Source organism: Ruegeria sp. CDSA246, from assembly GCF_059611225.1.
Window position 1 is genome coordinate 351,088 of the sequence record NZ_JBXWPD010000002.1, and the last position, 23,174, is coordinate 374,261.

A 23,174-nucleotide genomic window follows, 5' to 3' on the forward strand; every position below is an offset into this window, starting at 1 on the left:
AGCCCTCTGGGTGAGTTGCGACTACGCTATCTCATTCTGGCCCGGCGTCCAGCGGCACTACACTGCCGAAGCGGCAAAAACCGGCTGGCGATGTTACAAAACGTAACGGCTGAGGTCAGTAGATTTGGTCAATTCGCCCAGATTGTCGTCCACGAATTGCGCATCAACCGTGATCGAGATTCCGGCCTGATCGGGCGCGGTAAAGGACAGCTCTTCGAACACGCGCTCCATCACCGTGTACAAACGGCGCGCACCGATGTTTTCGACGCTTTGGTTCACATCGGCCGCGATACGCGCAAGGGCCGCGATTCCGTCATCGGTAAAGCTGACCGTGACCTCTTCGGTACCCATCAGGGCGGTGTATTGACGGGTCAGCGCGTTGTCGGTTTCGGTCAGGATGCGCACAAAGTCTTCTTCGGTTAGCGCGCGCAATTCCACGCGGATCGGCAGGCGGCCCTGCAGTTCTGGCAACAGGTCCGACGGTTTGGCGATGTGGAACGCGCCCGACGCGATGAACAGGATATGGTCGGTTTTGACCGGACCGTGCTTGGTGGATACCGTCGTGCCTTCGATCAGAGGCAAGAGGTCACGCTGTACCCCTTCGCGGCTAACATCGCCACCCCGCGCGTCAGTGCGGGCGCAGACCTTGTCGATCTCATCCAGGAACACGATGCCGTTCTGTTCAACGGATTCCAGCGCGATGCGGTTAACGATCTCATCATCCAGCAGCTTGTCGGCCTCTTCTCCGATCAGTGCTTCATAGCTATCGGCGACGGTCATCTTGCGTTTCACGGTACGCCCGCCAAAGGCCTTGCCGAATATGTCGCCCAGATTCATCATACCCATCTGGCTGCCGGGCTGACCGGGAATATCGAACATTGGCATCGGGTTCGACGAGTCTGACAGCTCCAACTCGATCTCCGTATCATCCAACTCGCCCGCTTTCAGCTTTTTGCGGAACATCTCGCGTGTGCCTTCGCGTGCATCGGTGCCTGCAATGGCTTCGATCACGCGGTCTTCGGCGGCCTGATGCGCCTTGGCTTTGACATCCTCGCGCATGTATTCGCGGGTTTGCAGGATGGCGGCGTCGGCCAGATCGCGCACGATCTGTTCCACGTCACGACCGACATAGCCCACTTCGGTGAATTTGGTGGCTTCAACCTTGATGAAGGGCGCGCGGGCCAGTTTGGCCAGACGACGGCTAATCTCGGTCTTGCCGACGCCGGTGGGGCCGATCATCAGGATGTTCTTCGGATAGACCTCGTCCCGAATGTCGTCAGCCAACTGCTTGCGCCGCCAGCGGTTGCGCAGCGCAACGGCTACGGCCCGTTTGGCATCCTTCTGCCCGATGATGAAACGGTCCAGTTCCGAGACGATTTCGCGCGGGGTCAGGTCGGTCATGTGAGTTCTATCCAATTGTTTCGCACCGGAACCTAATCATAAGCCACAAAAACACAAGCTGATCACGAAAAACTCACGCCAACACACGGTCTGCACACGGAAAATCGTGGTGATGTGAATCGCCAGACAGAAAATAGCTGCGCATAGTCTGCGTCGACGGGCAAGTTCGCCTGCACTTTGAAATGGAGACCCACATCATGATGACTCGTCGTTCGCTCTTTTTGAATGCCGCTGCAACGGGCGCCGCTCTGACACTGGCCAGCGCCAATGTCGCTGCCGCCGGCGGTGCCAAGAAAAAGGGCACATTCGAGGGCCGCTCGAAACATATCACCACCGGTTCGGTCAAAGTGGTCAAGGACGGTGAGCGCTATATCGTTGAGCTGGGTGATGACTTTTCGCTGGATAACGGTCCGGACCCGCGCGTGGCCTTCGGCAAGGACGGCACCTATGACCCCAACTCGAAACTGGGGGCGTTGCTGAACCTGAAAGGCAAGCAGTCTTATGCGGTACCGCCGACCATGGATATCTCGGGCTATAACGAAGTTTACATCTGGTGTGACGTTGCCGGCGTTCCGCTGGGCGTTGCAGCGCTTTCGTAACCCAACGACGAATTGCGCCCGGAGGCCGGTAAATTACCGGCCTCTGACAAGGCGTTAGGTGCCATAGCACCTGTCTGTTACACTCACCTCAAGGAACCAGTTCCAAGGTGTGTATCATGACGAAGATTGCCAAGATTACGTTATTGTTCGTGGTATTCGTGGATCTGATCGGACAAGGGCTGGTCTTTCCCATCATCAACTCTTTGATCATGGAAACAAAGTCCGGGTTCCTGCCGGAAAGCACATCTATGGGCCAGCGCCATTTTTACTATGGGTTGGTGATCGGGTGTTTCTTTTTGTCCTGGTTTTTGGGTGTGGTCTATGTCTCGAAAGTGTCGGACTCCATCGGGCGTAAGAATGCTTTGTTGGTGTGTTTAGGTGGGGCGCTGGCCGGTTATGCCATCACCATCACGGCACTTTACCTTAACAGTTTGCTTCTGCTGATCGTTGGTCGGTCGATCACCGGCTTTACGGCGGGTAATCAGCCCATTGCACAAGCGGCGATGATTGACGGCAGCACTGATGCCGCCGACCGCGACCGAAACATGGGGTATATCATCACCGGCGTCAGCTTTGGTCTGGTCGGCGGCCCGATTATCGGGGCTGTTCTGTCCGACGCGGCGATACTGGGCAGCTATGCCACGCTCAAGATGCCGTTCTACGGCGCGTTTGTTCTGGTGATGATCGCCATCTTCCTGGTGAGTTTTTTCTTCAAGGACACCCGCACCGAACGCGCGGCTTTCGTATTCCGTCCACGTGATATCACCGACAGCTTGATCGCAGTGCGGGAACATCCGATGGTTTTGAAAATCCTGCCCGTCTACGCATTGTTCATGATTGCCAACGTCACGTTCTACGTCTTCGTCGACAACTTTCTGACCAGCGCCTGGGGCTACGGCGTGATCGGCGGCAGCATGGCAATGGTGGTCATCGGCTTTGCGCTGGCGTTTTCCAGCACATTCCTTGTGAAACCGGCGCAAGAGAGGTTCAGCAAACACTCCATCATCCACACCTCATTGGTGGTCATGGTGATCTGCGGCTTTGGCTTCGCCTTCAGCCCCAGCGGCGTTCTGAGCTACGTCCCGGTCTTCTTCTTCTACTTTTTCTTCGGCGTCGCCTACCCGACCCTGCTGGGCCTGTTTTCGTCCAGCGTTGGCGAAGCGGATCAGGGTTGGGTCATGGGCGTCACGACGGCGGTCTTCTGCCTTGCCGGTGGTGTCATGTCGCTGGTCGGCGGCGGGTTGATGAGCATCGACATCCGCCTGCCCTATTACATCGTCATCGCAACGGCCTTGCTTGGGCTGGTCGGCATGTACCGGCGCTGGAAGGGGAAAGAAATCTCGGCGTTGTTAGCCTAGATCGTCTCAACCGTCAGATTTCCATTGGTATAGACGCAGATGTCCGCGGCGATCGCCATGGCTTCGCGTGCGACCTCTTCGGCGGGCTTATCGCTGCCCATCATTGCCCGCGCAGCGGCCAAGGCAAAGTTCCCGCCCGATCCAATAGCGGCCACGTTGTGTTCCGGTTCAAGCACATCCCCCGCCCCGGTGATAACCAACAGGTCTTTGCCGTCAGTGACGATCAACATCGCCTCAAGCTTTTGCAGGTACTTGTCGGTGCGCCAGTCCTTGGCCAGCTCGACCGAGGCACGGGCCAGTTGACCGGGTGTTGCTTCCAGTTTTGCCTCAAGCCGTTCCAGCAGGGTAAACGCATCTGCGGTTGATCCCGCAAACCCGGCGACAACTTCAAATCCGCCCGGCGACAGACGACGCACTTTGCGCGCAGTGCCTTTGATCACGGTCTGGCCCAGGCTGACCTGTCCGTCCCCGGCAATAACGACTTGCCCGTCTTTTTTGACACCAATGATCGTGGTCCCGTGCCATCCGGGAAAATCGCTGTCCGCCATGAATGCCTCCGTGTTCTCAGTCGCTATATATGGGCTGGGCGCGGGATCGGCGCAACCCGTTGCACAACTGCCCAAAAGATATGCACAAAACGCAAACCGGGGTTACCAGACCAGCAATTGTGAGTCCCCGCCCGTGGGACTACATGAGGCTCACAACCGACAACGGGTCGGCTGTTTCAGATATAAGGACTGGGAACATGGCAACAACTGCAAACATCCATGCCCCACTCGGAGCAGCTACCATCCTGCACGTAGTGGATGCATTCATCAATGTCTTCGAATCCGCTGTTGAGTGGAACGAAAGCCGCAAGACACGCAAGATCCTGTCGGGTCTGACCAACGCACAGCTGGAAGACATCGGTCTGGCGCGCGCGGACATCGCAAAAATCTGATCCCGCAATCAGAACCAGAATTTGAAGCAGCCGCCCGGGTATCCGAGCGGCTTTTTCTTTGTCAGCTTTGCACGTATTTACCAGCCTGATCCGGCAAAAACGCCTCGATCGCGGCTGTGGCGATGACATGGCGCGTGCCAGCGGCGTCATCCAAAACATCCAACCCACCCTTGACGGCCCGCACTTCGGCGCGGCCCCTTGGCAGATCGGCGGCGACCTTGTCACAGTCAACCTCATCAGGTTGTTGAACGGCGATGGTCGCCTGAACCCGCATCTCCGTGTGATCGATTCCAAGCTTGGAAAACAGCGTGATCGACGAATGATGCAGCGCGTCCTGCACGGCGCGACGGGCGGCTTTGGTGTAATCCTGACCGTACAGATCGTTGCCGGTACCCATTTCCAGAATGATGCGCTTCTCGGTCATTGGGCGGGCTCCATATCGAATGAGACGATGACCGCCGCGTTGGCGATCACAGTGCGGCCATCGGTGTGGGGCTTATCGATATCCAGACCACCCTGCGTTACTGTGATGTTAGGCTGGCCGTAAGGAAAAATCGCCTTCAGCGTATCGGTATCGACCTTGTCGGGCTGCTGCACACCCACCTCGGCGTCGATGATCATCGCCTCTTTCGGAAAGTCGAACAGCTCGGCCATGTTTACTGAGTTGTGCCACAGCGCATCCTTGATCGCCCGCAGCGCAGCCTCGGTATAATCCTCGCGCCGCAGGGATGTGCCCATCCCGAATTCCACCAGTACCCGTGTTTTTGCCATTTGCTTTCCCTGTTTGATGGCCCAATTGAGCCAGTCACAAAAAAGGGCGCCCAAATTCGGACGCCCTTGATCAATACCGATCACATCGGATCAGATGGATTCGTCGATCCAGCTTTGCAGTGCGGCCTTGGGTGCTGCACCGGCGCGGTTCGACACAACCTGACCGTCCTTGAAGATGAACAGCGCCGGAATGCCGCGCACGCCCATGGCAGCTGCCGAATTCGGGTTGCTGTCCACGTCCACCTTGGCAATTTTCACCTTGCCGCCGTATTCGTTGGCCAGCTCTTCCAGAGCGGGGCCGATCTGTTTACAGGGGCCGCACCATTCGGCCCAGAAATCCACTACAACGGGGACATCGGAGTTTTTGACTTCGGCGTCAAAGGTATCGTCGGTAACGGCAACGGTCGACATATTCTGTCTCCTGAATGGGGTAAACTCGGGAACTGAACGTAGGGGCCCGTTAATCCAAGGTCAAGATATCTGGGTGCGCGACAATGCATGCGTCACAAGATCGTGTGGCAGCCACATCAGATCTGCTGTTCTGGTCCATAGGATCGCAGTGCGGATTTCGTGGTTCGGATAGACCTGTGACAAGGCGTTGGCATACGCCCCCATTTGCCGCAAAAGCCCCTCAGGACATGTCTCAGCACTGTTGGGAACCGTTGCATTTGTTTTGAAATCAATGACCTGAACCTCGGTATCGGTGACGATCAGCCGGTCGATCACCCCATGCATGCGACGTCCGTTCAGGTCGGCTGTCACGGGCACCTCAGCCAAGGCGTCGGCGGCAAAGACAGGCCGAAGATGCGCCGCAGTCAAAACGTCGCATGCCTCGTCCAGAAACTCTTGCCGTTCCGCGTCCTGCATATCGGGCAGAACCCGTGCGCAAAGCTGCGGCCAGTCTTCCCGCGCAATCGAAGGCAAGTGTTCCAGCAGCAGGTGCAATCGTGTGCCACGCAGCTTTGCCGCCTCTTCGTCCTGACCTGCATCGCCGGGCAAAGCCTTGGCGCCGCCCAAATCGGAAGGGCTGAGCGTTTCCGCTTCAGGCTCTGGTTGTGTGGCGGGCGACAGGAACGGGGCTGGCAGGTCCGTCACGGCAGTTAAGGTCTCTGCGGACTCAATAATCGGCGATGCGTTCCAATCACCATGTGACAATCGCAGCGTTTCTGAACTGGGCAGCGCCACCGCCCCTGCCCGTTCCATCGCGGCCTGAACCATCTGATACCAGCTGGTCCCATCCTTACCGACATCGCCGGCAGCCGCCACGATCAACCACTTTTCAGCCCGAGTTAGAGCCACATAGAGCAAGCGAAGCCGCTCATTTTCTTCCCGTTCACGGGCCTCGCCGCGCGCGCGCGCAATCAATGCCGGAGAAGCATCTGCCGGAACTTTCCAAAGTGGTGTGCCCTCGGCCACCATGATCTCGGCATCGCGCGGAGCTTGCCGTTTACCCGTGTCCGGCAGGATCACAATCGGCGCCTCCAACCCCTTGGAGCCATGTACGGTCATCACCCGGATCATGTTGCCCACACCGCTCATCTGCCGTTTGATTTCCAGATCGTCGGTCTGCATCCACACCAGAAATCCGGTCAGGCTGGGGATATCTGTGCGCTCATAGGCCAGCGCCTGCGACAGCAACGCGTTGATCCCGTCTTCGGCCTCGGCGCCCAGTCTGCCCAACAGTTTACGACGGCCCTCATGGCGGGTCAGGATGCGTTCTATCAGGTCGTAGGGGCGCAAGAAGTCGATCTGCCCGCGCAAGTCGTGCAGAACGGCCAGTGTTTCAGGGTATTCTTCGGCACGTTGACGCAGGGCCGCCCAAAGGAACTGTTCATTGCGCCGATGTGCCAAATCGAACAATTGTTGTTCGCCCCACCCGAACAGCGGCGATTTCAGAACTGTAGCAAGCGACAGGCTATCCTCGGGCGTGGCCAGAAAGCTCAGCAGCGCGGCCAGGTCTTTGACCGCCAATTCCGCGCCGACCTTCAGCCGGTCTGCCCCGGCGATCGGCAGGTCAGCGGCTTTGCAGGCGCGGATGATCTCGGCAAACAGGTCCGAGCGGCGCTGAACGAGGATCAGAAAATCCCCCGGTTGAACCTTCCGCCGTACAAATGTGCCGGGCGTTTCGCCATCCTCGGGGATCGACTCACCCTGTTCGATCATTGCCTTGATCGACTGCGCCACCTTCTCGGCTAAAATGACGGTATGATGCCGTGCGCCGGGCCGATCTACCGGATCGGTCCAGTCGGTATCGTCATCGTCTTCGATCTTTTCGACCACGGGCCACAGATCAACTCGGCCCGGCAGATCCGCCTTGAACGCGCGGTGCTGGCTTTCCTTGTGAAACCCGGCCTCAGCGCGGTTTTCAAACAGGATGTCGACCAAGGACAAGATCGCGCTGGAGGATCGGAATGAGTATTCTAACGTGGAATCCCACAATTTAGAGCCTGATTCAGAGAGCTTCCGCCCAAACTCAGCCTGCATCAGATCGAATGCCTGCGGATCGGCGCCTTGGAAGGAATAGATCGACTGCTTTTTGTCACCGACCACGAAAATCGTGCGTTCAACCCCGGACCGGGCCCCTTCCCCGCTGGTAAATTCCTGCGCTAGTTTTTCGACCACATCCCACTGATCGGGACTGGTATCCTGCGCTTCGTCCACCAGAATGTGGTCGATGCCGCCATCCAGTCGGTACAACACCCATTCGGCAACTGCGGGATCATTCAGCACCCGCCGCGCGCGTAGGATCAAGTCGTCAAAGTCCAACCACCCGCGCAGTTGCTTGCGCCGCTCATATTCCGGCAAAAACGCCGCAGCGAAGCGGTGCAGCACCATTGTCTTGCGCGCGGCAACCAGGGCCAGCCGTTGCTCACGCGCTGCCTCGACCCGCAGCATCAACGCTTCGAGTTGGGGCATCTGGTCCACCAGCACGTCTTCTCGCAGAGTTTTGGTGGGGAAACTGTTGATTTTGGCCGTAAAGGGTTCTTTGGCGGATTTTCCGGTCAGAAATACACTTTCCAGTATTGGCAAGCTGCTGACCCGAGCCTCGGAAAATGCTGCCAGCTTGTCGGCCGCCTTGGCGTTGTTGCCGCCGCTTTCGGAAAGCGCTGGCAGGATCGACCGGATCAATTCCACTTCGCCACCCAGAAACACACGTGCTATCAAAGCGTCTTCATTGAATCCGTCGGACAGTTCAAACCGCTGCAGCACATCGGCCCATTCCAGCGGCTGCGCAAACAGGTTGCGTTTCTGGGTGATGGCCGCGGTGAGTTTGTCGAACCCTGTATCGGTGACAAACCGGGCGACGTCTTCGATCAGATTCGCCTGCGGACCTGCGGCAAAATCCTCGACAACCTCTTCACGCAATAGGGCCGCCGCACGGTCCTCCATCTCGGAAAATTGCGGGCTGACCCCGGCCTCAAGAGGGAAGCGCCGCAGCAACGAGGCGCAAAACGAGTGGATCGTCTGGATCTTCAAGCCACCAGGCGTTTCAATAGCGCGCGCAAACAAGGTTCTGGCCTGTGCCAGCCGTTCCGAGTCGATCTCGCCGGATACGCCCAGATCGGTCAGTTGGGACATCAGACCGGCATCATCCTTCATTGCCCATTGTCCGAGGCGATCAAACAACCGGTTTTGCATCTCACTGGCGGCGGCCTTGGTGTAGGTCAGGCAAAGGATATGCTGTGGCTGGACGCCGCCCAACAGCAATCGGGCCACCCGATCAGTCAGCACCCGCGTTTTTCCTGAGCCTGCATTGGCCGCCAACCAGGTCGAGGCGTCGGGCCGCGCGGCCTGTACCTGCCGCTCGGTTGCGTCGTTGCGAGCGCTCATGTCAGGTCCTCGGGCGTAGTGTCATCAGTGCGGTCCCATTCCCCGAACCGGGCCAGTTGATCGTAGTCACCCACATCCGAATCCTTGTGCAACATCCGACGGGAAGAAAACCCCTGATCAGGCTCTAAATAGGCAGAAACCAACTCTTTGAGCTCGGCCAGTACCTTGTCTGGCGGCTCTTTCGCCAGCGGTGCGGGTACTTCTTTGTAGGTGCCGCCCATGCCGATGAAAATCGCCTCGGCCACGGGAGAAGGGTCGAAACCGTCGATACCGCCCTCTTCGGCCATCGCGGCTTCGATCAGTAACTGTTTGTCGAACTTGGATTGCTGGCTTTCCGTCGGGGGCGTTCCTGTCTTGTAATCGACAATCCGCAACGCGCCGCGTTTGTTGCGATCTATCCTGTCAGCACGGCCCGCGATGGTGAAATCCAGGGGCGACAGTACAAGTTTCACCGCCGCTTCGAAGGCGACCGGCCCCCCGTCCCCTCGCCGCGCGATTTCGGCGGCCAGAAAATCATCCGCGATGCGTTCCAACCGCGCCAGCCACAGCTTACGCGCCGTGGGCCACGCAACATGTTGATCTAATAACGTTTCCGCGCGTTTCAAAAAGTTTTCGCGGGTCAACAAGGCGGTGTCCAGAACACTGTCTTTGACGAAATGTTCCAGAATTTCGTGGATCACGATCCCGCGCAACAAGGCATCCGGCGCCTGCACCAAAGGGTCCAGCGGCTTCAGGCGCAGCACATGTTTGGCGTAAATCGCATAAGGATCGCGGATCAGCCGTTTGATTTCCGTCACGCTCAGCCGATTTGGGCGCGATGCCACTGGTGGCCGCGGAGACGGGCGCGTTGCCGGTTCGATATGCGGCGCGATTTCAAGCTGTTCCGCCCATTGCAACCATTGCCGGCCTTTGTTGCGCATTTCTGACAGTGCCTCAGGCCCGCCCTGCCCCGGCAAGCCATGCAGCAGGTTCGTAAGGCGGTTTAGCCAGCGTGACGGAACGGTTTCTGCGTCATCGGACCGCTTGGCACGGGTCAGCCAGACCTCGGGCGCGCCGATGGCTTGTTGAAAGTCATGTGCCGACAGGCCGATCCGCCGTTCGGGCAGCAAAAGTCCGGCCTTGTCGCGCATCTGGCGGTTCAGCCAGGGGTCTGGCGCAGCGGCCTCGGGCCAACTGCCTTCATTTAAGCCGCCCAAGATAAGCAAATCTGCGCCTTGCACGCGCGCCTCGAGCGTGCCCCAGATCATGATGTGTGGATGCGGGGCGTCGCGATCCCGGACTTCCTCGCCCGCGAGCAAAGCACCCAACAGGTCGGCGAAATCATGGGCGGTCATCGGGCCGCCGTGTTGCACCTCTTTTTCCAGTGCGCTCAGGACGCCTTGCGCCTTTTGGCCTGCGTTCTTGTCCCAGAGCGTGCCTGTTTCCCCTGACGCGCCCGCCGAAATCGCCTCGGCCAAGATGCGCAGCTTGGCAACCCAATCCGTCAATGGGAGTTGGCCCGCGATCTGTTGATCGCAGAAATGGGAGTTTAGCCAACGTACCCAATCCTCGGGAACTTCTTTGCGGATTGCAAAAGCGGTCAGGCTGGCGCTGTCCGGGAAAGGCGGGCCATGTCGGCGCAAATCTAGTTCAAGGTCCCGCGTGTGCAGCAAATGCGCGCCGCGCTCGTCACCATCATGACACAGCGGGTGTTTCAGAAGGGTCAACAATGCCTCGCCATCCAGACGCCGTGCGAAAAGCCCCGCCACGTGACGCAGAAACCGGCCGGGCGGCGATAGTTGCAGCGGTAGACCAGCGCTGTCATCGGGAAGGATGTTCCAGCGATCTAAAGCAGCGCTGACTTGGCGGGTCAGCATCCTGTCAGGTGTGATCAGCGCGGCAGTTTGGCCGGTTTCGGCTGACTGGCGAAGGCGCAGTGCGATGGCCAGGGCCTCGGATCTGGGCGATTGCGCCTCGACCAGTGTCACGTCCTTTGTGGCGCCATCCAGATCGGTCAGTTGCGGGCCTTCGGACATCCATGCATCAGTGATTGGCGCCGGGCGTAAAGCCAGCGAAACCAAGCGGTTGCGAGCAGGCGAGGGTGGTTGATCACCCGTCCAAGGCATGATTTGATCTGACTCCAAACCAAGCCGTGACATCAGCTTGCGGAACCGGTACTGCGGGTGATCTTCCGATGTCAGCGCATCGTCCAGTCCTCGCCAAACGCGGTCGGGCTGGTCGAAATCGTAACCCGGCAGGATCAACGCGCCTTGCGGCAGGCGCGCGACCGCCTCCATCAGCATCAGAGTGGTTCCGCGAGACCCGGTTGACCCGGCAAGGATAACCGGATGCTGCGGCGGAGCGACTTGCCAACGTTCTATCAGGTTTTCCACCACAAGCCGCTGCCGGGCCTGAACATCCAGCGCATCTGGGCCTGAATCTATGATTTGATCGGCAATTCCGATGAACTTTTGCGCCCTTTCCCAATGCCCGGACATGTCACTGACATCCAAATTCCGGATCGCGTCGGGCGAAACACCTTCGCCCTGCATCTCATCAATCAACGCGGCTAGGCTGTCGGACAAGTCAAAAAGTGAAGACCGTGCGGCCAGATCAGGCTGTTGTTCCAACAGCTTAGCGATCAACTGCGTCAACTCTAACCTGCGCCGCAGCGGTGGAATCGCCGGAGGTATCTGCGCAAGATCGACGCTTTCCCCCAGATCGGTAACCAGTGAAAGATGCGGCAATAGGCACGCCGGGCCTTGGTCAAACAGGTCGCGGACGCGCCGGGCCATACGCCTTGTATTGACGACCAGTTGAACGCGCGCCAGCATCTCGGGCGGATGCGCTGCACTACGATCTTGCAGCCCCTGAACCAGCATTTTTGGGAAGTCCGAACCGGGCGAAACGGCAAAAACGCGCGGAGCTGGGCTGGGTTCAAACATTGGCAATCAGCCCCTCGGCGAGAGTAATCCCTTCGGGGTGGCCGACATCGCACCAGCGACCGGGGTAGGTGAGGGCAAACAGACGATCCTGCTGCTGCAACCGGTCCCATAGCACGTTAAGTGAGAACGCTTTCTCGGGGATATCCATCAACCCTTCGGTTTTCATGATCTGCGCACCGCCATAGATCAAGCCTCCGCCACGCACGATCCGTCCGTTCTCATCTGCTGTGAAATCGCCTTTGCCGGTGTGCCCGACAGTCTGATCCACCGGTACACACATCAACAGCGCGTCCATGTGATCGGGATTCCACGCCTCGCGGAGCATCGTCAAAGGGTTCGGTCCTGACCAGATCGCGTCTGGGTTCAGGGTGTAAACCGGGTGCGATCCAAGCAGGGGCAAAGCCGCGCGTATTCCGCCGCCAGTCTCAAGAATCTCCGACGTTTCATGGGAAAGCAGAACACCTTTTGGGACTAGATGAGCTTCAAGCTGATCTGGCAGATAATGTAGGTTGGCCACGATACGCTTGGGTTGCAGGGCATTCACCAAATCCAACGCGTGATCAATCAGAGGCCGGTCGGCGACCTTGATCAGTGGTTTGGGTCGATTTGTGGTCAACGCGCCCATACGGGTGCCAAACCCGGCTGCAAACAGCATGACGGCTTCCGGGTCTTGGGTCATTTTTGTCGAAGCCTGTCCAGATTTTCAGGGGTGGGCGCGGGCAGGGTGTCGCGCAGCAGATCGGCGATGGTTACCAGCGCGGGGTGTTCCAGATCCCGCATCAGGTGGGCCCAGGTTGCCGGGATCAGATCGATATAGCTGGGCTTGCCGTATTCGGTTGCCAGCCGGGCAAAGACGCCCAGGATGCGCAGATTTCGCTGTGCGCCCAACACGGCGTAGGCAGTGCGGAAGTCATGATCATTCACCCCGGTCGCGGCGATATAGCGGTTCACCATTTGCATCTCAGTTCCAAGTGACACATCGCGACGCACGTCCTGCAACAAAGATACCAGATCATAGGCCGGATGGCCCAGCATAGCGGTTTGAAAGTCCAACAGACCGGCGCGCTCAACCCCGTCGCGATCCGGCAACCAGATCAGGTTTTCGGCGTGGTAATCGCGCAGCACAACAACTTTGGACCCCGAAGTTTCCCGGTGCAGAATGTCCGAGAACCGGTTTTCGAAACGGTTAAGCGCGTCGGCGTCGTGCGTGCCCTGCACGGCCTGCGCGTATTTGGTAAAAGACAACGCGGCCAGCTCGGTCATCAAACTCGGATCATAGGATGGCAAAGACAGGCTTGGCGCGCTGTGCAGGTCGATCAGAACATCCGTTGCAACCTCGTAAAGCGTACGCTCCATGTCGGGCGTCTGTGCAAGCACACGCGCGAAGAGGTCGTCGCCAAAGTCTTCGAGCAGCAGAAAGCCGTAATGCGTGTCCTCGGCATAAATCTCGGGCGCGCTCAGACCAAGGGACCGCAGGTATTCGGCCATGCGGGCAAAATCTTCGACATTTTCTGCCTTGTCCGGAGGTGAATCCATCAACACCGCCGTCTTGCCGGTTTCCGGATCGGTCAGCCGCTCGTACCGACGGTTCGAGGCATCCCCAGCCAGCGGCGCGTGCTTTGCATTTGACCATTTGGTCTGCGCGATCAACGCTTCGGCCAATACCGCGCGGTTTGTCATGCGGGAATCCTTAGTTTCACGGGCCATTTCGGGTCTGACCAGCGAAGGGTCAGATGGCGTGCTTCTGTCATGTTAGGGTCTGTTTCGAAAGATATTATCGCTGCAGACTCCGGCGTCAGCGAGCCCAATTTATCCGGCCATTCAATCAGACAGATTGCGGTTTCGAAAGCCTCGGTCACGCCCAGTTCTTCGACCTCCTCAACCGCGCTCAGGCGATACAGGTCGCAGTGCCAGATTTCCCCGGATGGCGTGTCGTAAGCCTGAACCAACGTGAAAGTCGGCGAAGGCACATCTTCGGGCTCGATCATCAGCGATTGGATCAGGCTGCGGGCAAAATGGGTCTTTCCGCTGCCGATCTCGCCCTCAAGCAACAAGATGTCTCCAGATCTCAATTCTGCACCGACGCGAACAGCGAATTCTGCTGTTTCCTCGGGCGAATTCAAAGTGATCGTACAGGGCGAATTGGTCATGGCGCCACAATGGCCTTGCGCCCGGTTGGCTGCAACCCGGTTCAGGCGCTGATTTGCTGCGCCTCTTGCCGCATCAGCGCATCCCGATCCACCGAGAAACGAACAATGGTGGCCCCGTTCTGCATCGGGCTGACCGTGCACAACACCTGGATACCGTTTCGCAGATAGATCACGCCTGACCATTCCGCGCGATTTTCCCGCGCCTCTACAAAATCGCGAATTTCGCCAAGGATTGGTGTCGCGGTGCAATGTTCCTGCCAGCTTTTGGTCACCTCAAGAACGGAGTCCGCGTCAAAGCCTGCGTCGCCTGTATCACCCCAAAGCTGTTGGTAGGCGAAATTGGTAAAAGCCAGCGTACCATCGTCACTGAAGACGGCGATGGCATCGGCCAGTTTGTCCAGAATGGATTGCATCAGATCCATTTCTGACCGGAACCGGCGGGTCAGAGTGATCTCGGCAGTGATGTCCTCAAACAAAAAGGCAACCGCTCCATCCGGGTGCGGACGTCCACTGACCGAATAAACCGAGCCGGAGGGCAGGGACCAAGTCTCTTGGTAGTTCCCGTCCTCTGCCGCTTCGAGAAGGTCGTTCATCTGACTGCGCCAGCTGCGGTAATTCTTGGGCTCGGGCATCATGTGCTGATCCCGCAGGCGATCGAAAAAGCTGGACAGGCTGGGGCGGCAGCTTAGGAAATCCGGAGGCAGGGTGGTCAGGTCGATCAGGGCTGGGTTGAACAACGCCAGCTGGCGGTTGCGGTCAAAAATAGCCAGCCCGATGGGCAATTGCGCAAAGGTCTTGGTCATGGTCTGAACGAATTTGCGCTGCGCCACCTCCGCCTCGACGATCGCGTTGATGTCCACGGCATAAGACAAGTGCCCTTCGGGGTGATCTACCAACGTCAGATCGAACCACAGCTTGTTTTCACTGAACTCGGAGGAAATTGAGACCCGCGCCTTTGCGCTTAGCCGTTGGTCGGCATCGGGGACCGGAAACAATGGTGCGGTCAGGTCCGTGTCCTGATCCCGTACTTTGCGCACCAGCGAAACATAAGCAGCATTGCACCAGCGCACATCGCCCTGATGATCCAACAGCCAGACAGGGTAGGGCGCTTTTTCCATGGCAAGGCGGTTTGGATCATTTGATGCGATTTGAGTTATCGAGGGACAATCGGTGCGGTCGCGCAGCTGAACGCGTACAATTCCGTCTATCCATTCGCACAGAACATCGCGTTCAACGGTGCAATCGATGGCCGGGATGACCAGGTTGCCTTCACGCCGGACCTGATCAGGTGTTTCGGGGAATGTTGGAAAATCCCTGTGCAGCAGCCGGCACAGATCGGCCCAATCACGGACCTGCTCGAACCCTTCCAACGCGATGTCCGAGTGACTGATAAGCCGGTCACCATCAAACAGGAATGCCGCATCAAACAAGGAGGCAGGTGAGGACAGCCCAAAATTGTCCCCCCGTTCCCGCCTGCGGGGCAACAGCCACTGAACGGCAAGACTTGCTGAAACAATGCCGATGATGGCCAGAATGATCCAGTCGACCATGCGCCCTCCGGTGCGCGAAACCAAGAAGCGGTACTATGCGCCTTAATGGTTAACGGGGTCTTAACCAATGTTCGCCAGTATCAGGTCAGGTTTGGAACCGTTGGTTTACACCTGAAGGCACAGGCGTATCACCGGTTTGCGCATCCACAAGGTTACGCGGCCAGCTCACTTTGACGATCGCGCCCCGACGTTCGGGGTTATCCGACAGGGTTTGGTAAGGGTCCGATCCGTTGGCGAAATCCAGCTCTGCTCCGCTGCGTTCAAGCAGCGTTTTGGCAATGAAAAGACCCAGACCCATGCCTTCATATTCCGGACGGGTCCTTTTATCGGTCTCACTGCGGCGGCGGCGCATGAAGGGATCGCCGATCCGGCCGATCATCTGCGACGGATATCCACGACCGTCATCCATGATGCTGACGGTGATCTGTTTGGTGGACCATTCCGCCTCGACCCAGACATTTCCGCGCGAAAAATCCACCGCGTTCTGGATCAGGTTGCGCAGGCCGTGAATGATCTCGGGCTTGCGCAGGATCGAGGGCTGCTGCACATCGCCATCCTCGGCCGGGCCTTCGAAGAAATGAACGGTCTTGCCTCGGTTGATATGCGGCTCGGCAGCTTCATGCACCACGGTAGAAAGCGGGGCTTGACGCAGATGCAGGTCGTCTTTGCCCGCCCGGCCCATGTCTCGCAGGATATCGCGGCAACGGTTCGCCTGTTCGCGGATCAGGGCGGCGTCCTCGATAAGGTCGGGCCGGTCATCCAATTCCTCAATCAACTCGGAGCTCGCCAGTTTGATCGTTGCCAGTGGCGTGCCCAGCTCATGCGCGGCGGCGGCGACCACGCCGCCTAGATCGGTCAGCTTCTGTTCGCGTGCAAGCGCCATATGGGTGGCGGCCAGCGCTTCGGACATAGATTGTACCTCTGAGCTGACGCGATGCGAATACGCGCCCAGAAAGACAATTGCGATGACGATTGCGGCCCAGTTTCCGAACAGTAGAATATCTGGGATGTCCAGTCCTGCCCCCAATGCGGTGCGCAAAGGCATGTGGAATTCGGCCAGAAGTGTTGTCAAGGCAATGGCAACGCCGCCGATTATCAGGGTTGACCGGGTGCTCATGACGCTCGCGGAAATCGTGACAGGCCCCACCAGCAACAGCGCAAACGGGTTGTTCAGCCCGCCTGTAAGGTAAAGCAAAATGGTCAGCTGCAGCAGGTCGAACAGTACCATCAGGAAGTTTTCGAACTCGGACAGGCGCTTGTTGCGGGGAAACAGCAGAATTGCAGTCAGATTCCCCATGACCGAGACGCCAATCGCCAGATAGCAAAGCGTTGCGTCCAGCTGGATGTCATAAGTTTGCTGCGCGACGGTGATCGCCGTGATCTGGCCGAAAATGGCCACCCAGCGCAACAAGATCAGTGTGCGTAGCCGAATCCAGCTGCTGCGTTCCTGACCGCGCCATAATGTGATGTTGGAATTTGCCATCGGTCGATTATGTCCTGTTGCATCGGCTGAACTTCTTGATAGGTGTCCCGGCCGAAACGATCAACAACCCCTCTTATGTCAGGATTGATGTCATGGTCCGTCTTTACGCCATCCTCGCAACCGTTGTTCTTGCCGTGGGCCTGGGGGCCATGTGGCTGTTGACGCGCGGTGCCGGATCAGATGACAAGTTCGCACAATGCCGGACCAGTCAGATTGCTGGCGGGACGGCGGCCATCGGCGGGCCTTTTGAACTGCTCAACGGCAAGGGCGAAACAGTCACCGACACCGATGTGATCACCGAGCCGACGCTGGTGTATTTCGGCTATACCTTCTGCCCCGACGTCTGCCCGTTCGATATGTCCCGCAATGCCGAGGCTGTGGACATTCTGGCCGAGCGTGGCCAGTCCGTGACACCCTTGTTCATTTCAATTGACCCGGATCGCGATACGGCCGAAGTGATGGCCGATTATGCCTTTAACCTGGGCGGCAAGACCATCGCGCTGACCGGCACGCCTGAGCAGGTTAAGGCTGCCAGCAAGGCCTACAAAACTTATTACAAGGCCCATGACAAAAGCGATGAGTACTATCTGGTAGACCACTCGACCTTTACCTATCTTGTCACACCCGAGGATGGGTTCATCGAATTCTTCAACCGGGACGACACCGCCGAGCAGATGGCCCACAAGGTTGGCTGTTTCCTCGACAAAATCTAGAAAACGACGGGTTGTTTGACCTTTGGGATGGCGCTGCTATTACTCATGGTTAAGCCAAAGGCGTGAAATAGCGGAAAGAACAGAATATGGCGGACAGCTCTGACCTCGACATCGGCCCCGATAAAACGCTGCTTTTGGTGGACGATGACGAACCGTTTCTGAGACGTCTGGCAAAAGCGATGGAAAAACGCGGGTTCGAGGTTGAAACCGCAGGTTCCGTCGCCGCAGGCCGCGCCATTTCCACCGCCCGCCCGCCCGCCTACGCGGTCGTTGACCTGCGTCTCGAAGATGGCAACGGTCTGGATGTGGTCGAAGTTTTGCGCGAAAAGCGCCCCGACAGCCGGGTTGTGGTCCTGACCGGATACGGTGCGATTGCCACCGCCGTTGCTGCGGTCAAGATCGGCGCCACGGATTACCTGTCGAAACCCGCCGACGCCACCGACATCACCAATGCGCTGCTGGCCAAGGGCGACGAACTGCCCCCACCACCAGAAAATCCCATGAGTGCGGACCGCGTCCGTTGGGAGCATATCCAGCGGGTCTATGAGCTGTGCGACCGGAACGTTTCCGAGACCGCACGGCGCCTGAACATGCACCGTCGGACATTGCAGCGGATATTGGCGAAGCGCAGTCCGCGGTAAAAGCTTAGTTTCACTCCGGGTGTTTGATACGGACCAAATGGGCTTTGCCTCTCTTTTGCCGCATTGGTTCTTCAATTGCGTCTGCAAAACAGGCAAAAGGCGATTTAATGAAAAAGTTGATGCTATCGGTGGTCTTTTCTTTAGGCGGTTTTGGCGCAGCGCAAGCATTCGAAGCTGAAGACTACATACACTTGGGTTCGTGTTCTTACGAAGAACTTGAACAATGTGCGGAAGCCCAGTTCGATGAATGCATGTACGCTGCCGAGGGTTATGACCTTCACTTTCAAGCTCACCGAGCAAGTTGCGCTCGCGCCCTTTCCGAGCAAGCTGACTTGGTGCTGAATGAATTCTACCAATTGGTTCTGTTAAAGACGAAGATCATTGAGCGTGAACTTGATGATACTGCGTATACCGGCCAAGAAGAATTGCTGCGAAACTCCCAGCGTGCGTGGTTGGAGGTCCGGGACACGACCTGTGAGTTAAATGTTCTGTATGGTGCGATTTACAGGGGATACGATACTGCGGTCGTTAATTGCTTGGGGCGTATGACGGTTCGTAGAGTTGCCGATCTGCAAAATGAAATTGGTAGCTATCTAGACTGATTTAAACATAATAATGTCCCCTAAAGAAGCGCTAACAACTCCCCATATCGCTTCGTATACGCCCGCCGCACCTCTGTCGGTGGGCGCAACGTGATCCCCAAGCCCTTCATCACCGCCTTGTCCGGCCGCCCAAATACCTTGAATGCCATGGCCTAGGAAAAGTCTGCAATATTGCGCCGGTCCTGACGGTTTAGTGACTTGATACCAGTTCCACTTTGCCCGAGGTTCGGGCAGGGAATTCATCTTTCGTCACAATGGAGTAAATCAATGATCGGCTATGTGACCATCGGCGTTTCGGATTTGGAGCGCGCTAAAAGTTTTTATACGACACTGTTTGCCGACAAGGGCGCAAAAGTTGTGATCGACGCTGGTCGCATCGCCTTCATCGGAAATGACCCGTTAGCTCCGATGCTCGCCGTTTGCACACCCTACGATGGCGAAGCCTGCGAGACCGGCAACGGTGGAATGGTTGCTTTTGCAGCAGACTCCAAGGATGAGGCCAAAGCGCTGTACGAAAAGGCAATAAGCTTGGGAGCTACAGATGAAGGAGAACCCGGCCAGCGCGTCCCTGATCGGTTCTACGGTGCTTATGCTCGCGATCTGGACGGCAACAAGCTGTGTTTCTACGTCTTCGGTTAAAGCTGGTTCAGCAGAACCTCATGCCGATCCATAAGCGCCCGCCTTACCTGAACAGGCGGGCGTACTCGATTGGCACCTTTTCCTTATGACCCTGACGCGGAATTTGGCGAACCGCAAACCGCGATAGCACGCAATGAACTTGGGTGGATCTGAGCGGTAAACCGTTCAGAGGACTCTCATTTAGGTGGATTGCCAGAGTCCGGATAAATGAACCCGTTCACGGGGTACAAACTGCCATATTGACCCGGAAGGCTTTCGACCCGAACCAAGGTCCAGTCATTGTGCTTGGATACGTCTTTGACGCCCATTTTCAGGGACACCTTGTTGCGATGCCAGTTGGCGTGGTTCACGATGACTTCCCGATCGGTAACAACATCTGACACGACAGCCACATGGCCAAGCGGCATCCCGCGGGTTGCCCGAAACGACATCACCGCACCCACGACCGGCTCATTGCCGCGGCCAAAAGAACTGCGCGCCTTGCCCCACCAATCCTTTGCGTTGCCGCGAATTTCGATACCGCTGAGGCTGCGTGCGTAGGGAACACACCATACTCTTTGCCCCCGCGCCTGTTTTTGAGAGACCTCTCGCAACGCCATTGACTGACGTTCCGGATCAAGTTCCACATCGGTTGGGTTGTGCGAGCAGGCAGAAATCAGACTAAAGAGCCCAACCGCAAGCGCGGTTCGGGTTTTGCCGGACAAGCGCGGCCAGGTCGTATTCGTATTGCGCATGTCGTTGTTCAAGAAGCTTCACTGCCCGTTCGAAGACAAGCATGTTTTAGGGTGATCCGATGGGTTGTGAAAAGAGGCCTGCCAATACGCGGCAAGATTTTGCCGGTTCTCTGTTACATGATTGAAACACTGGTTGAGCTTTTAACTGTACCCATATCCTGCAGGTTGAGTACAGGCTTGCGCAGGCTTTTCCCTTGGGATGAGAACCGACAGTGGATGAGACCGGTATTTTATAGCGAGGATATCAACGCCTCATGCCGCGCCATAAACGCTTCTCGAACCTCAACCGGAGGTCTGAGCGTTATTTGCAAGCCCTCCATCACGGTCTGATCGGGCCGACCAAAGAACTTTGTCGCCTCATCCTCGGAAAACCCGGAAATCTGGGTCGCTTCCATCCATGCGCTGATCTTGTCGGCCTTCTTGATCTGCCGTTTCACCGTTTTCGGCACCTCGGCGGGTAATCCGAACCGGATATGAATCGCCGCCGCCAGACGGTCATCCAGCGCACCGTAATCCGGGCCAACGGCGGATTTGACGGGTGAGATCATGTCTCCGATCACATATTCCGGCGCATCGTGTAACAGCGCGGCCAATCGCCACTTCACGGGCGCTTTGGGTGCAATCCGGCCGAAAAGCTCTTCAACCAGAAGGGAGTGCTCGGCCACGGAATAGGCATAATCGCCAGCGGTTTGCCCGTTCCAGCGCGCCACAAAGGCCAGACCGTGCGCGATATCTTCAATCTCGATATCCACGGGCGTCGGATCCAGCAAATCCAGCCTGCGGCCGGAAAGCATTCGCTGCCATGCTCTGGGTTGTGTTGCCATTCTGCCATGCCTTGTGAACTAGGACACGTTAACTTCGCGCTTTTGTGCTATGATGTACCTGTCTGGATCACAGGCTGCCAACAAATTCTTGAGCTTTCGTGCTTTGAACCTGCACGTATTGATCCCGACATATGGACTGAGGGGGGCGTACTCCTTTCAGTTGTGCCCCTCTCGAACCGAAACGCGTATCGAAAGGAGCATGTTATGTTCAAACGTTTATTCGCAATAACCCTGACCTTCGGCATGGCCGCCACAGCGCCGCCTGCTTTCGCCAAAAGCTGCGCACAACGCGCGGATGTGATCGCCAAACTGCAAAGCAGCTATTCAGAAGAGCTGGTCTTTGGCGGACTGCAGAAAACACGCGGCGCGCGGGCAGTTATGGAGGTTTGGACCTCGAAGACAACCGGAAGCTATACGGTTCTGGTGACCCAGGCGAACGGCATTAGTTGTATTGTCGCCGTTGGCACAGATTTTTTTGAAGCGATACCAAAGATAGAACTAAAGGGTGAACCAAGTTGATTTAGACGGACGGTTTATCCCCTTTCCGGCCATTTGCGTTGCCACCTGCCCCAAGGAATGCTAGGGGCTGCCCGGACTATGATTTACCGGAAATGGAGCACCTGATGGCCGGGGACTATATCGTTAAAGACATTTCATTGGCTGGGTTTGGCCGCAAAGAGCTGGACATTGCCGAAACCGAGATGCCGGGCCTGATGTCCCTGCGTTCAGAATATGGCGAAAGCAAACCTCTGGCGGGTGCCCGTATCGTCGGTTCGCTGCACATGACCATCCAGACGGCTGTTCTGATCGAAACTCTGGTCGCGCTGGGCGCGGACGTGCGCTGGGCATCGTGCAACATCTTCTCGACCCAGGACCATGCGGCGGCTGCAATTGCAGAGGCTGGCATTCCTGTATTCGCTATCAAAGGCCAGACGCTTGAAGAGCACTGGGATTATCTGGACAAATCCTTCCTGTTCGACGAAGGCCCAAACATGATCCTGGACGATGGCGGCGACGCGACATTGTACATTCTGCTGGGCGCACGTGCCGAAGCGGGTGAGGACATCATTGCTGTTCCGACGTCCGAAGAAGAAGAAGTCATCAAAGCGCAGATCGCCAAACGCATGGCAGCATCCCCGGGCTGGTTCACCAAGATGCGCGACCAGATTCAGGGCGTGTCTGAGGAAACCACCACCGGTGTGAACCGCCTGTATCAACTGGTGAAAGACGGCCAACTGCCGTTCCCGGCGATCAATGTGAACGATAGCGTCACCAAGTCGAAGTTTGACAACAAATACGGCTGCAAGGAATCGCTGGTTGACGGCATCCGCCGCGCCACTGACACTATGATGGCCGGCAAGGTTGCCGTGGTTTGCGGTTACGGTGACGTTGGCAAAGGCTCAGCCGCGTCGCTGCGCGGTGCTGGTGCCCGTGTGAAAGTGACCGAAGTTGACCCGATCTGTGCCCTGCAGGCCGCGATGGACGGTTTCGAAGTCACGCTGCTGGAAGACGAAGTCGCATCGGCCGACATCTTCATCACCACAACCGGCAATAAGGACGTGATCCGCATCGAGCATATGCGCGAGATGAAGGACATGGCCATCGTCGGCAACATCGGCCACTTTGACAACGAAATTCAGGTGGCCAGCCTGAAGAACCACAAATGGACCAACATCAAGGAACAGGTGGACATGATCGAACTGCCCTCGGGCAATCGCATCATCCTTCTGTCCGAAGGCCGTCTGCTGAACCTTGGGAATGCGACCGGTCACCCATCTTTCGTGATGTCGGCCTCGTTCACCAACCAGGTTCTGGCGCAGATCGAGCTGTTCACCAAGGGCGACCAGTATAACAACGACGTCTACATCCTGCCCAAGCATCTGGATGAGAAGGTCGCGCGTTTGCATCTGGATCGCATCGGCGTCAAGCTGACCCAGATGGACAACGAGCAGGCGTCTTACATTGGCGTGAAGCCCGAAGGCCCCTACAAGCCGGAACATTACCGTTATTGAGT

General features: G+C 57.4%; 23 protein-coding genes. 9 read left to right on the forward strand and 14 right to left on the reverse strand.

Going from position 1 to position 23,174, the window contains the following annotated elements; translation table 11 throughout:
- Nucleotides 1-93: 93 nt before the first annotated feature.
- Nucleotides 94-1,401: an ATP-dependent protease ATPase subunit HslU gene (hslU, locus tag AC2FI9_RS04540; RefSeq protein WP_496726293.1), complete on the reverse strand. Its 1,308-nt coding sequence runs from the start codon at nt 1,399-1,401 to the stop codon at nt 94-96.
- A 197-nt stretch (nt 1,402-1,598) separates the two neighbouring features.
- Here hslU and AC2FI9_RS04545 point away from each other — a divergent pair, with 197 nt between their 5' ends.
- Nucleotides 1,599-2,000 (forward strand): DM13 domain-containing protein, encoded by a 402-nt coding sequence (locus AC2FI9_RS04545; RefSeq protein WP_058279372.1) that lies wholly within the window; start codon nt 1,599-1,601, stop codon nt 1,998-2,000.
- Between the two features lie 116 nt (nt 2,001-2,116).
- Complete coding sequence (locus tag AC2FI9_RS04550; protein ID WP_496766044.1) at nt 2,117-3,358, forward strand: MFS transporter; 1,242 nt, start codon at nt 2,117-2,119, stop codon at nt 3,356-3,358.
- Here AC2FI9_RS04550 and hslV read toward each other — a convergent pair.
- Complete coding sequence (hslV, locus tag AC2FI9_RS04555) at nt 3,355-3,906, reverse strand: ATP-dependent protease subunit HslV (protein ID WP_058279280.1); 552 nt, start codon at nt 3,904-3,906, stop codon at nt 3,355-3,357. The genes AC2FI9_RS04550 and hslV overlap by 4 nt on opposite strands.
- A 197-nt stretch (nt 3,907-4,103) precedes the next feature.
- On the opposite strand from hslV, the gene AC2FI9_RS04560 reads away from it, so the two are divergent.
- Complete coding sequence (locus AC2FI9_RS04560; RefSeq protein ID WP_108860504.1) at nt 4,104-4,298, forward strand: DUF1127 domain-containing protein; 195 nt, start codon at nt 4,104-4,106, stop codon at nt 4,296-4,298.
- A gap of 61 nt (nt 4,299-4,359) precedes the next feature.
- Here AC2FI9_RS04560 and AC2FI9_RS04565 read toward each other — a convergent pair whose 3' ends face one another.
- The 10 genes from AC2FI9_RS04565 to regB all read right to left on the reverse strand — a co-directional run bounded on the left by AC2FI9_RS04565 (nt 4,360) and on the right by regB (nt 17,007).
- The gene (locus tag AC2FI9_RS04565) at nt 4,360-4,722 is read right to left on the reverse strand and encodes a Lin0512 family protein (protein WP_496766046.1); all 363 of its coding nucleotides are present in this window, start codon (nt 4,720-4,722) and stop codon (nt 4,360-4,362) included.
- Nucleotides 4,719-5,069 (reverse strand): Lin0512 family protein, encoded by a 351-nt coding sequence (locus AC2FI9_RS04570; protein WP_496766048.1) that lies wholly within the window; start codon nt 5,067-5,069, stop codon nt 4,719-4,721. Before AC2FI9_RS04570 ends, AC2FI9_RS04565 begins: the two co-directional genes overlap by 4 nt.
- Nucleotides 5,070-5,159: 90 nt before the next feature.
- Nucleotides 5,160-5,480 (reverse strand): thioredoxin, encoded by a 321-nt coding sequence (gene trxA / locus AC2FI9_RS04575; protein WP_170410773.1) that lies wholly within the window; start codon nt 5,478-5,480, stop codon nt 5,160-5,162.
- Nucleotides 5,481-5,540: 60 nt separating this feature from the next.
- Nucleotides 5,541-8,900 (reverse strand): double-strand break repair helicase AddA, encoded by a 3,360-nt coding sequence (gene addA, locus AC2FI9_RS04580; protein ID WP_496766050.1) that lies wholly within the window; start codon nt 8,898-8,900, stop codon nt 5,541-5,543.
- Complete coding sequence (gene addB, locus AC2FI9_RS04585; protein ID WP_496766052.1) at nt 8,897-11,824, reverse strand: double-strand break repair protein AddB; 2,928 nt, start codon at nt 11,822-11,824, stop codon at nt 8,897-8,899. Before addB ends, addA begins: the two co-directional genes overlap by 4 nt.
- Nucleotides 11,817-12,503, reverse strand: coding sequence for a nucleotidyltransferase family protein (locus AC2FI9_RS04590; protein ID WP_496766054.1), 687 nt, complete (start codon nt 12,501-12,503; stop codon nt 11,817-11,819). Before AC2FI9_RS04590 ends, addB begins: the two co-directional genes overlap by 8 nt.
- Nucleotides 12,500-13,504, reverse strand: coding sequence for an aminoglycoside phosphotransferase family protein (locus tag AC2FI9_RS04595; protein ID WP_496766056.1), 1,005 nt, complete (start codon nt 13,502-13,504; stop codon nt 12,500-12,502). The genes AC2FI9_RS04590 and AC2FI9_RS04595 overlap by 4 nt, the downstream gene beginning before the upstream one ends.
- Nucleotides 13,501-13,974, reverse strand: a complete 474-nt coding sequence (tsaE, locus tag AC2FI9_RS04600) for a tRNA (adenosine(37)-N6)-threonylcarbamoyltransferase complex ATPase subunit type 1 TsaE (RefSeq protein ID WP_496766058.1) — start codon at nt 13,972-13,974, stop codon at nt 13,501-13,503. The genes AC2FI9_RS04595 and tsaE overlap by 4 nt, the downstream gene beginning before the upstream one ends.
- 41 nt (nt 13,975-14,015) lie before the next feature.
- Nucleotides 14,016-15,524, reverse strand: a complete 1,509-nt coding sequence (locus AC2FI9_RS04605) for a PAS-domain containing protein (protein WP_496766060.1) — start codon at nt 15,522-15,524, stop codon at nt 14,016-14,018.
- Nucleotides 15,525-15,609: 85 nt separating this feature from the next.
- Entirely contained in the window at nt 15,610-17,007 is a 1,398-nt protein-coding gene (gene regB / locus AC2FI9_RS04610; protein WP_496766062.1) for a sensor histidine kinase RegB, read from the reverse strand.
- A gap of 92 nt (nt 17,008-17,099) precedes the next feature.
- Here regB and AC2FI9_RS04615 point away from each other — a divergent pair, with 92 nt between their 5' ends.
- The 4 genes from AC2FI9_RS04615 (at nt 17,100) to AC2FI9_RS04630 (ending at nt 19,602) form a co-directional block, all read left to right on the forward strand.
- Nucleotides 17,100-17,720: an SCO family protein gene (locus tag AC2FI9_RS04615; RefSeq protein WP_496739296.1), complete on the forward strand. Its 621-nt coding sequence runs from the start codon at nt 17,100-17,102 to the stop codon at nt 17,718-17,720.
- Between the two features lie 86 nt (nt 17,721-17,806).
- Nucleotides 17,807-18,361 carry an ActR/PrrA/RegA family redox response regulator transcription factor gene (locus AC2FI9_RS04620; protein WP_058275167.1) on the forward strand — a complete coding sequence of 185 codons (555 nt, stop codon included), beginning with the start codon at nt 17,807-17,809 and terminating at the stop codon, nt 18,359-18,361.
- 107 nt (nt 18,362-18,468) lie between these two features.
- Nucleotides 18,469-18,963, forward strand: coding sequence for a lysozyme inhibitor LprI family protein (locus AC2FI9_RS04625; protein ID WP_496766065.1), 495 nt, complete (start codon nt 18,469-18,471; stop codon nt 18,961-18,963).
- Nucleotides 18,964-19,230: 267 nt separating this feature from the next.
- Nucleotides 19,231-19,602, forward strand: a complete 372-nt coding sequence (locus AC2FI9_RS04630) for a VOC family protein (RefSeq protein WP_496766067.1) — start codon at nt 19,231-19,233, stop codon at nt 19,600-19,602.
- Nucleotides 19,603-19,778: 176 nt separating this feature from the next.
- Here AC2FI9_RS04630 and AC2FI9_RS04635 read toward each other — a convergent pair whose 3' ends face one another.
- Nucleotides 19,779-20,336, reverse strand: coding sequence for a CHAP domain-containing protein (locus AC2FI9_RS04635; RefSeq protein ID WP_496766069.1), 558 nt, complete (start codon nt 20,334-20,336; stop codon nt 19,779-19,781).
- Between the two features lie 230 nt (nt 20,337-20,566).
- The gene (locus tag AC2FI9_RS04640; protein WP_496766071.1) at nt 20,567-21,160 is read right to left on the reverse strand and encodes an HD domain-containing protein; all 594 of its coding nucleotides are present in this window, start codon (nt 21,158-21,160) and stop codon (nt 20,567-20,569) included.
- Nucleotides 21,161-21,364: 204 nt separating this feature from the next.
- On the opposite strand from AC2FI9_RS04640, the gene AC2FI9_RS04645 reads away from it, so the two are divergent.
- Nucleotides 21,365-21,679, forward strand: coding sequence for a hypothetical protein (locus tag AC2FI9_RS04645; RefSeq protein ID WP_496766073.1), 315 nt, complete (start codon nt 21,365-21,367; stop codon nt 21,677-21,679).
- Between the two features lie 104 nt (nt 21,680-21,783).
- Entirely contained in the window at nt 21,784-23,172 is a 1,389-nt protein-coding gene (gene ahcY / locus AC2FI9_RS04650; RefSeq protein ID WP_496766075.1) for an adenosylhomocysteinase, read from the forward strand.
- Nucleotides 23,173-23,174: the final 2 nt, after the last annotated feature.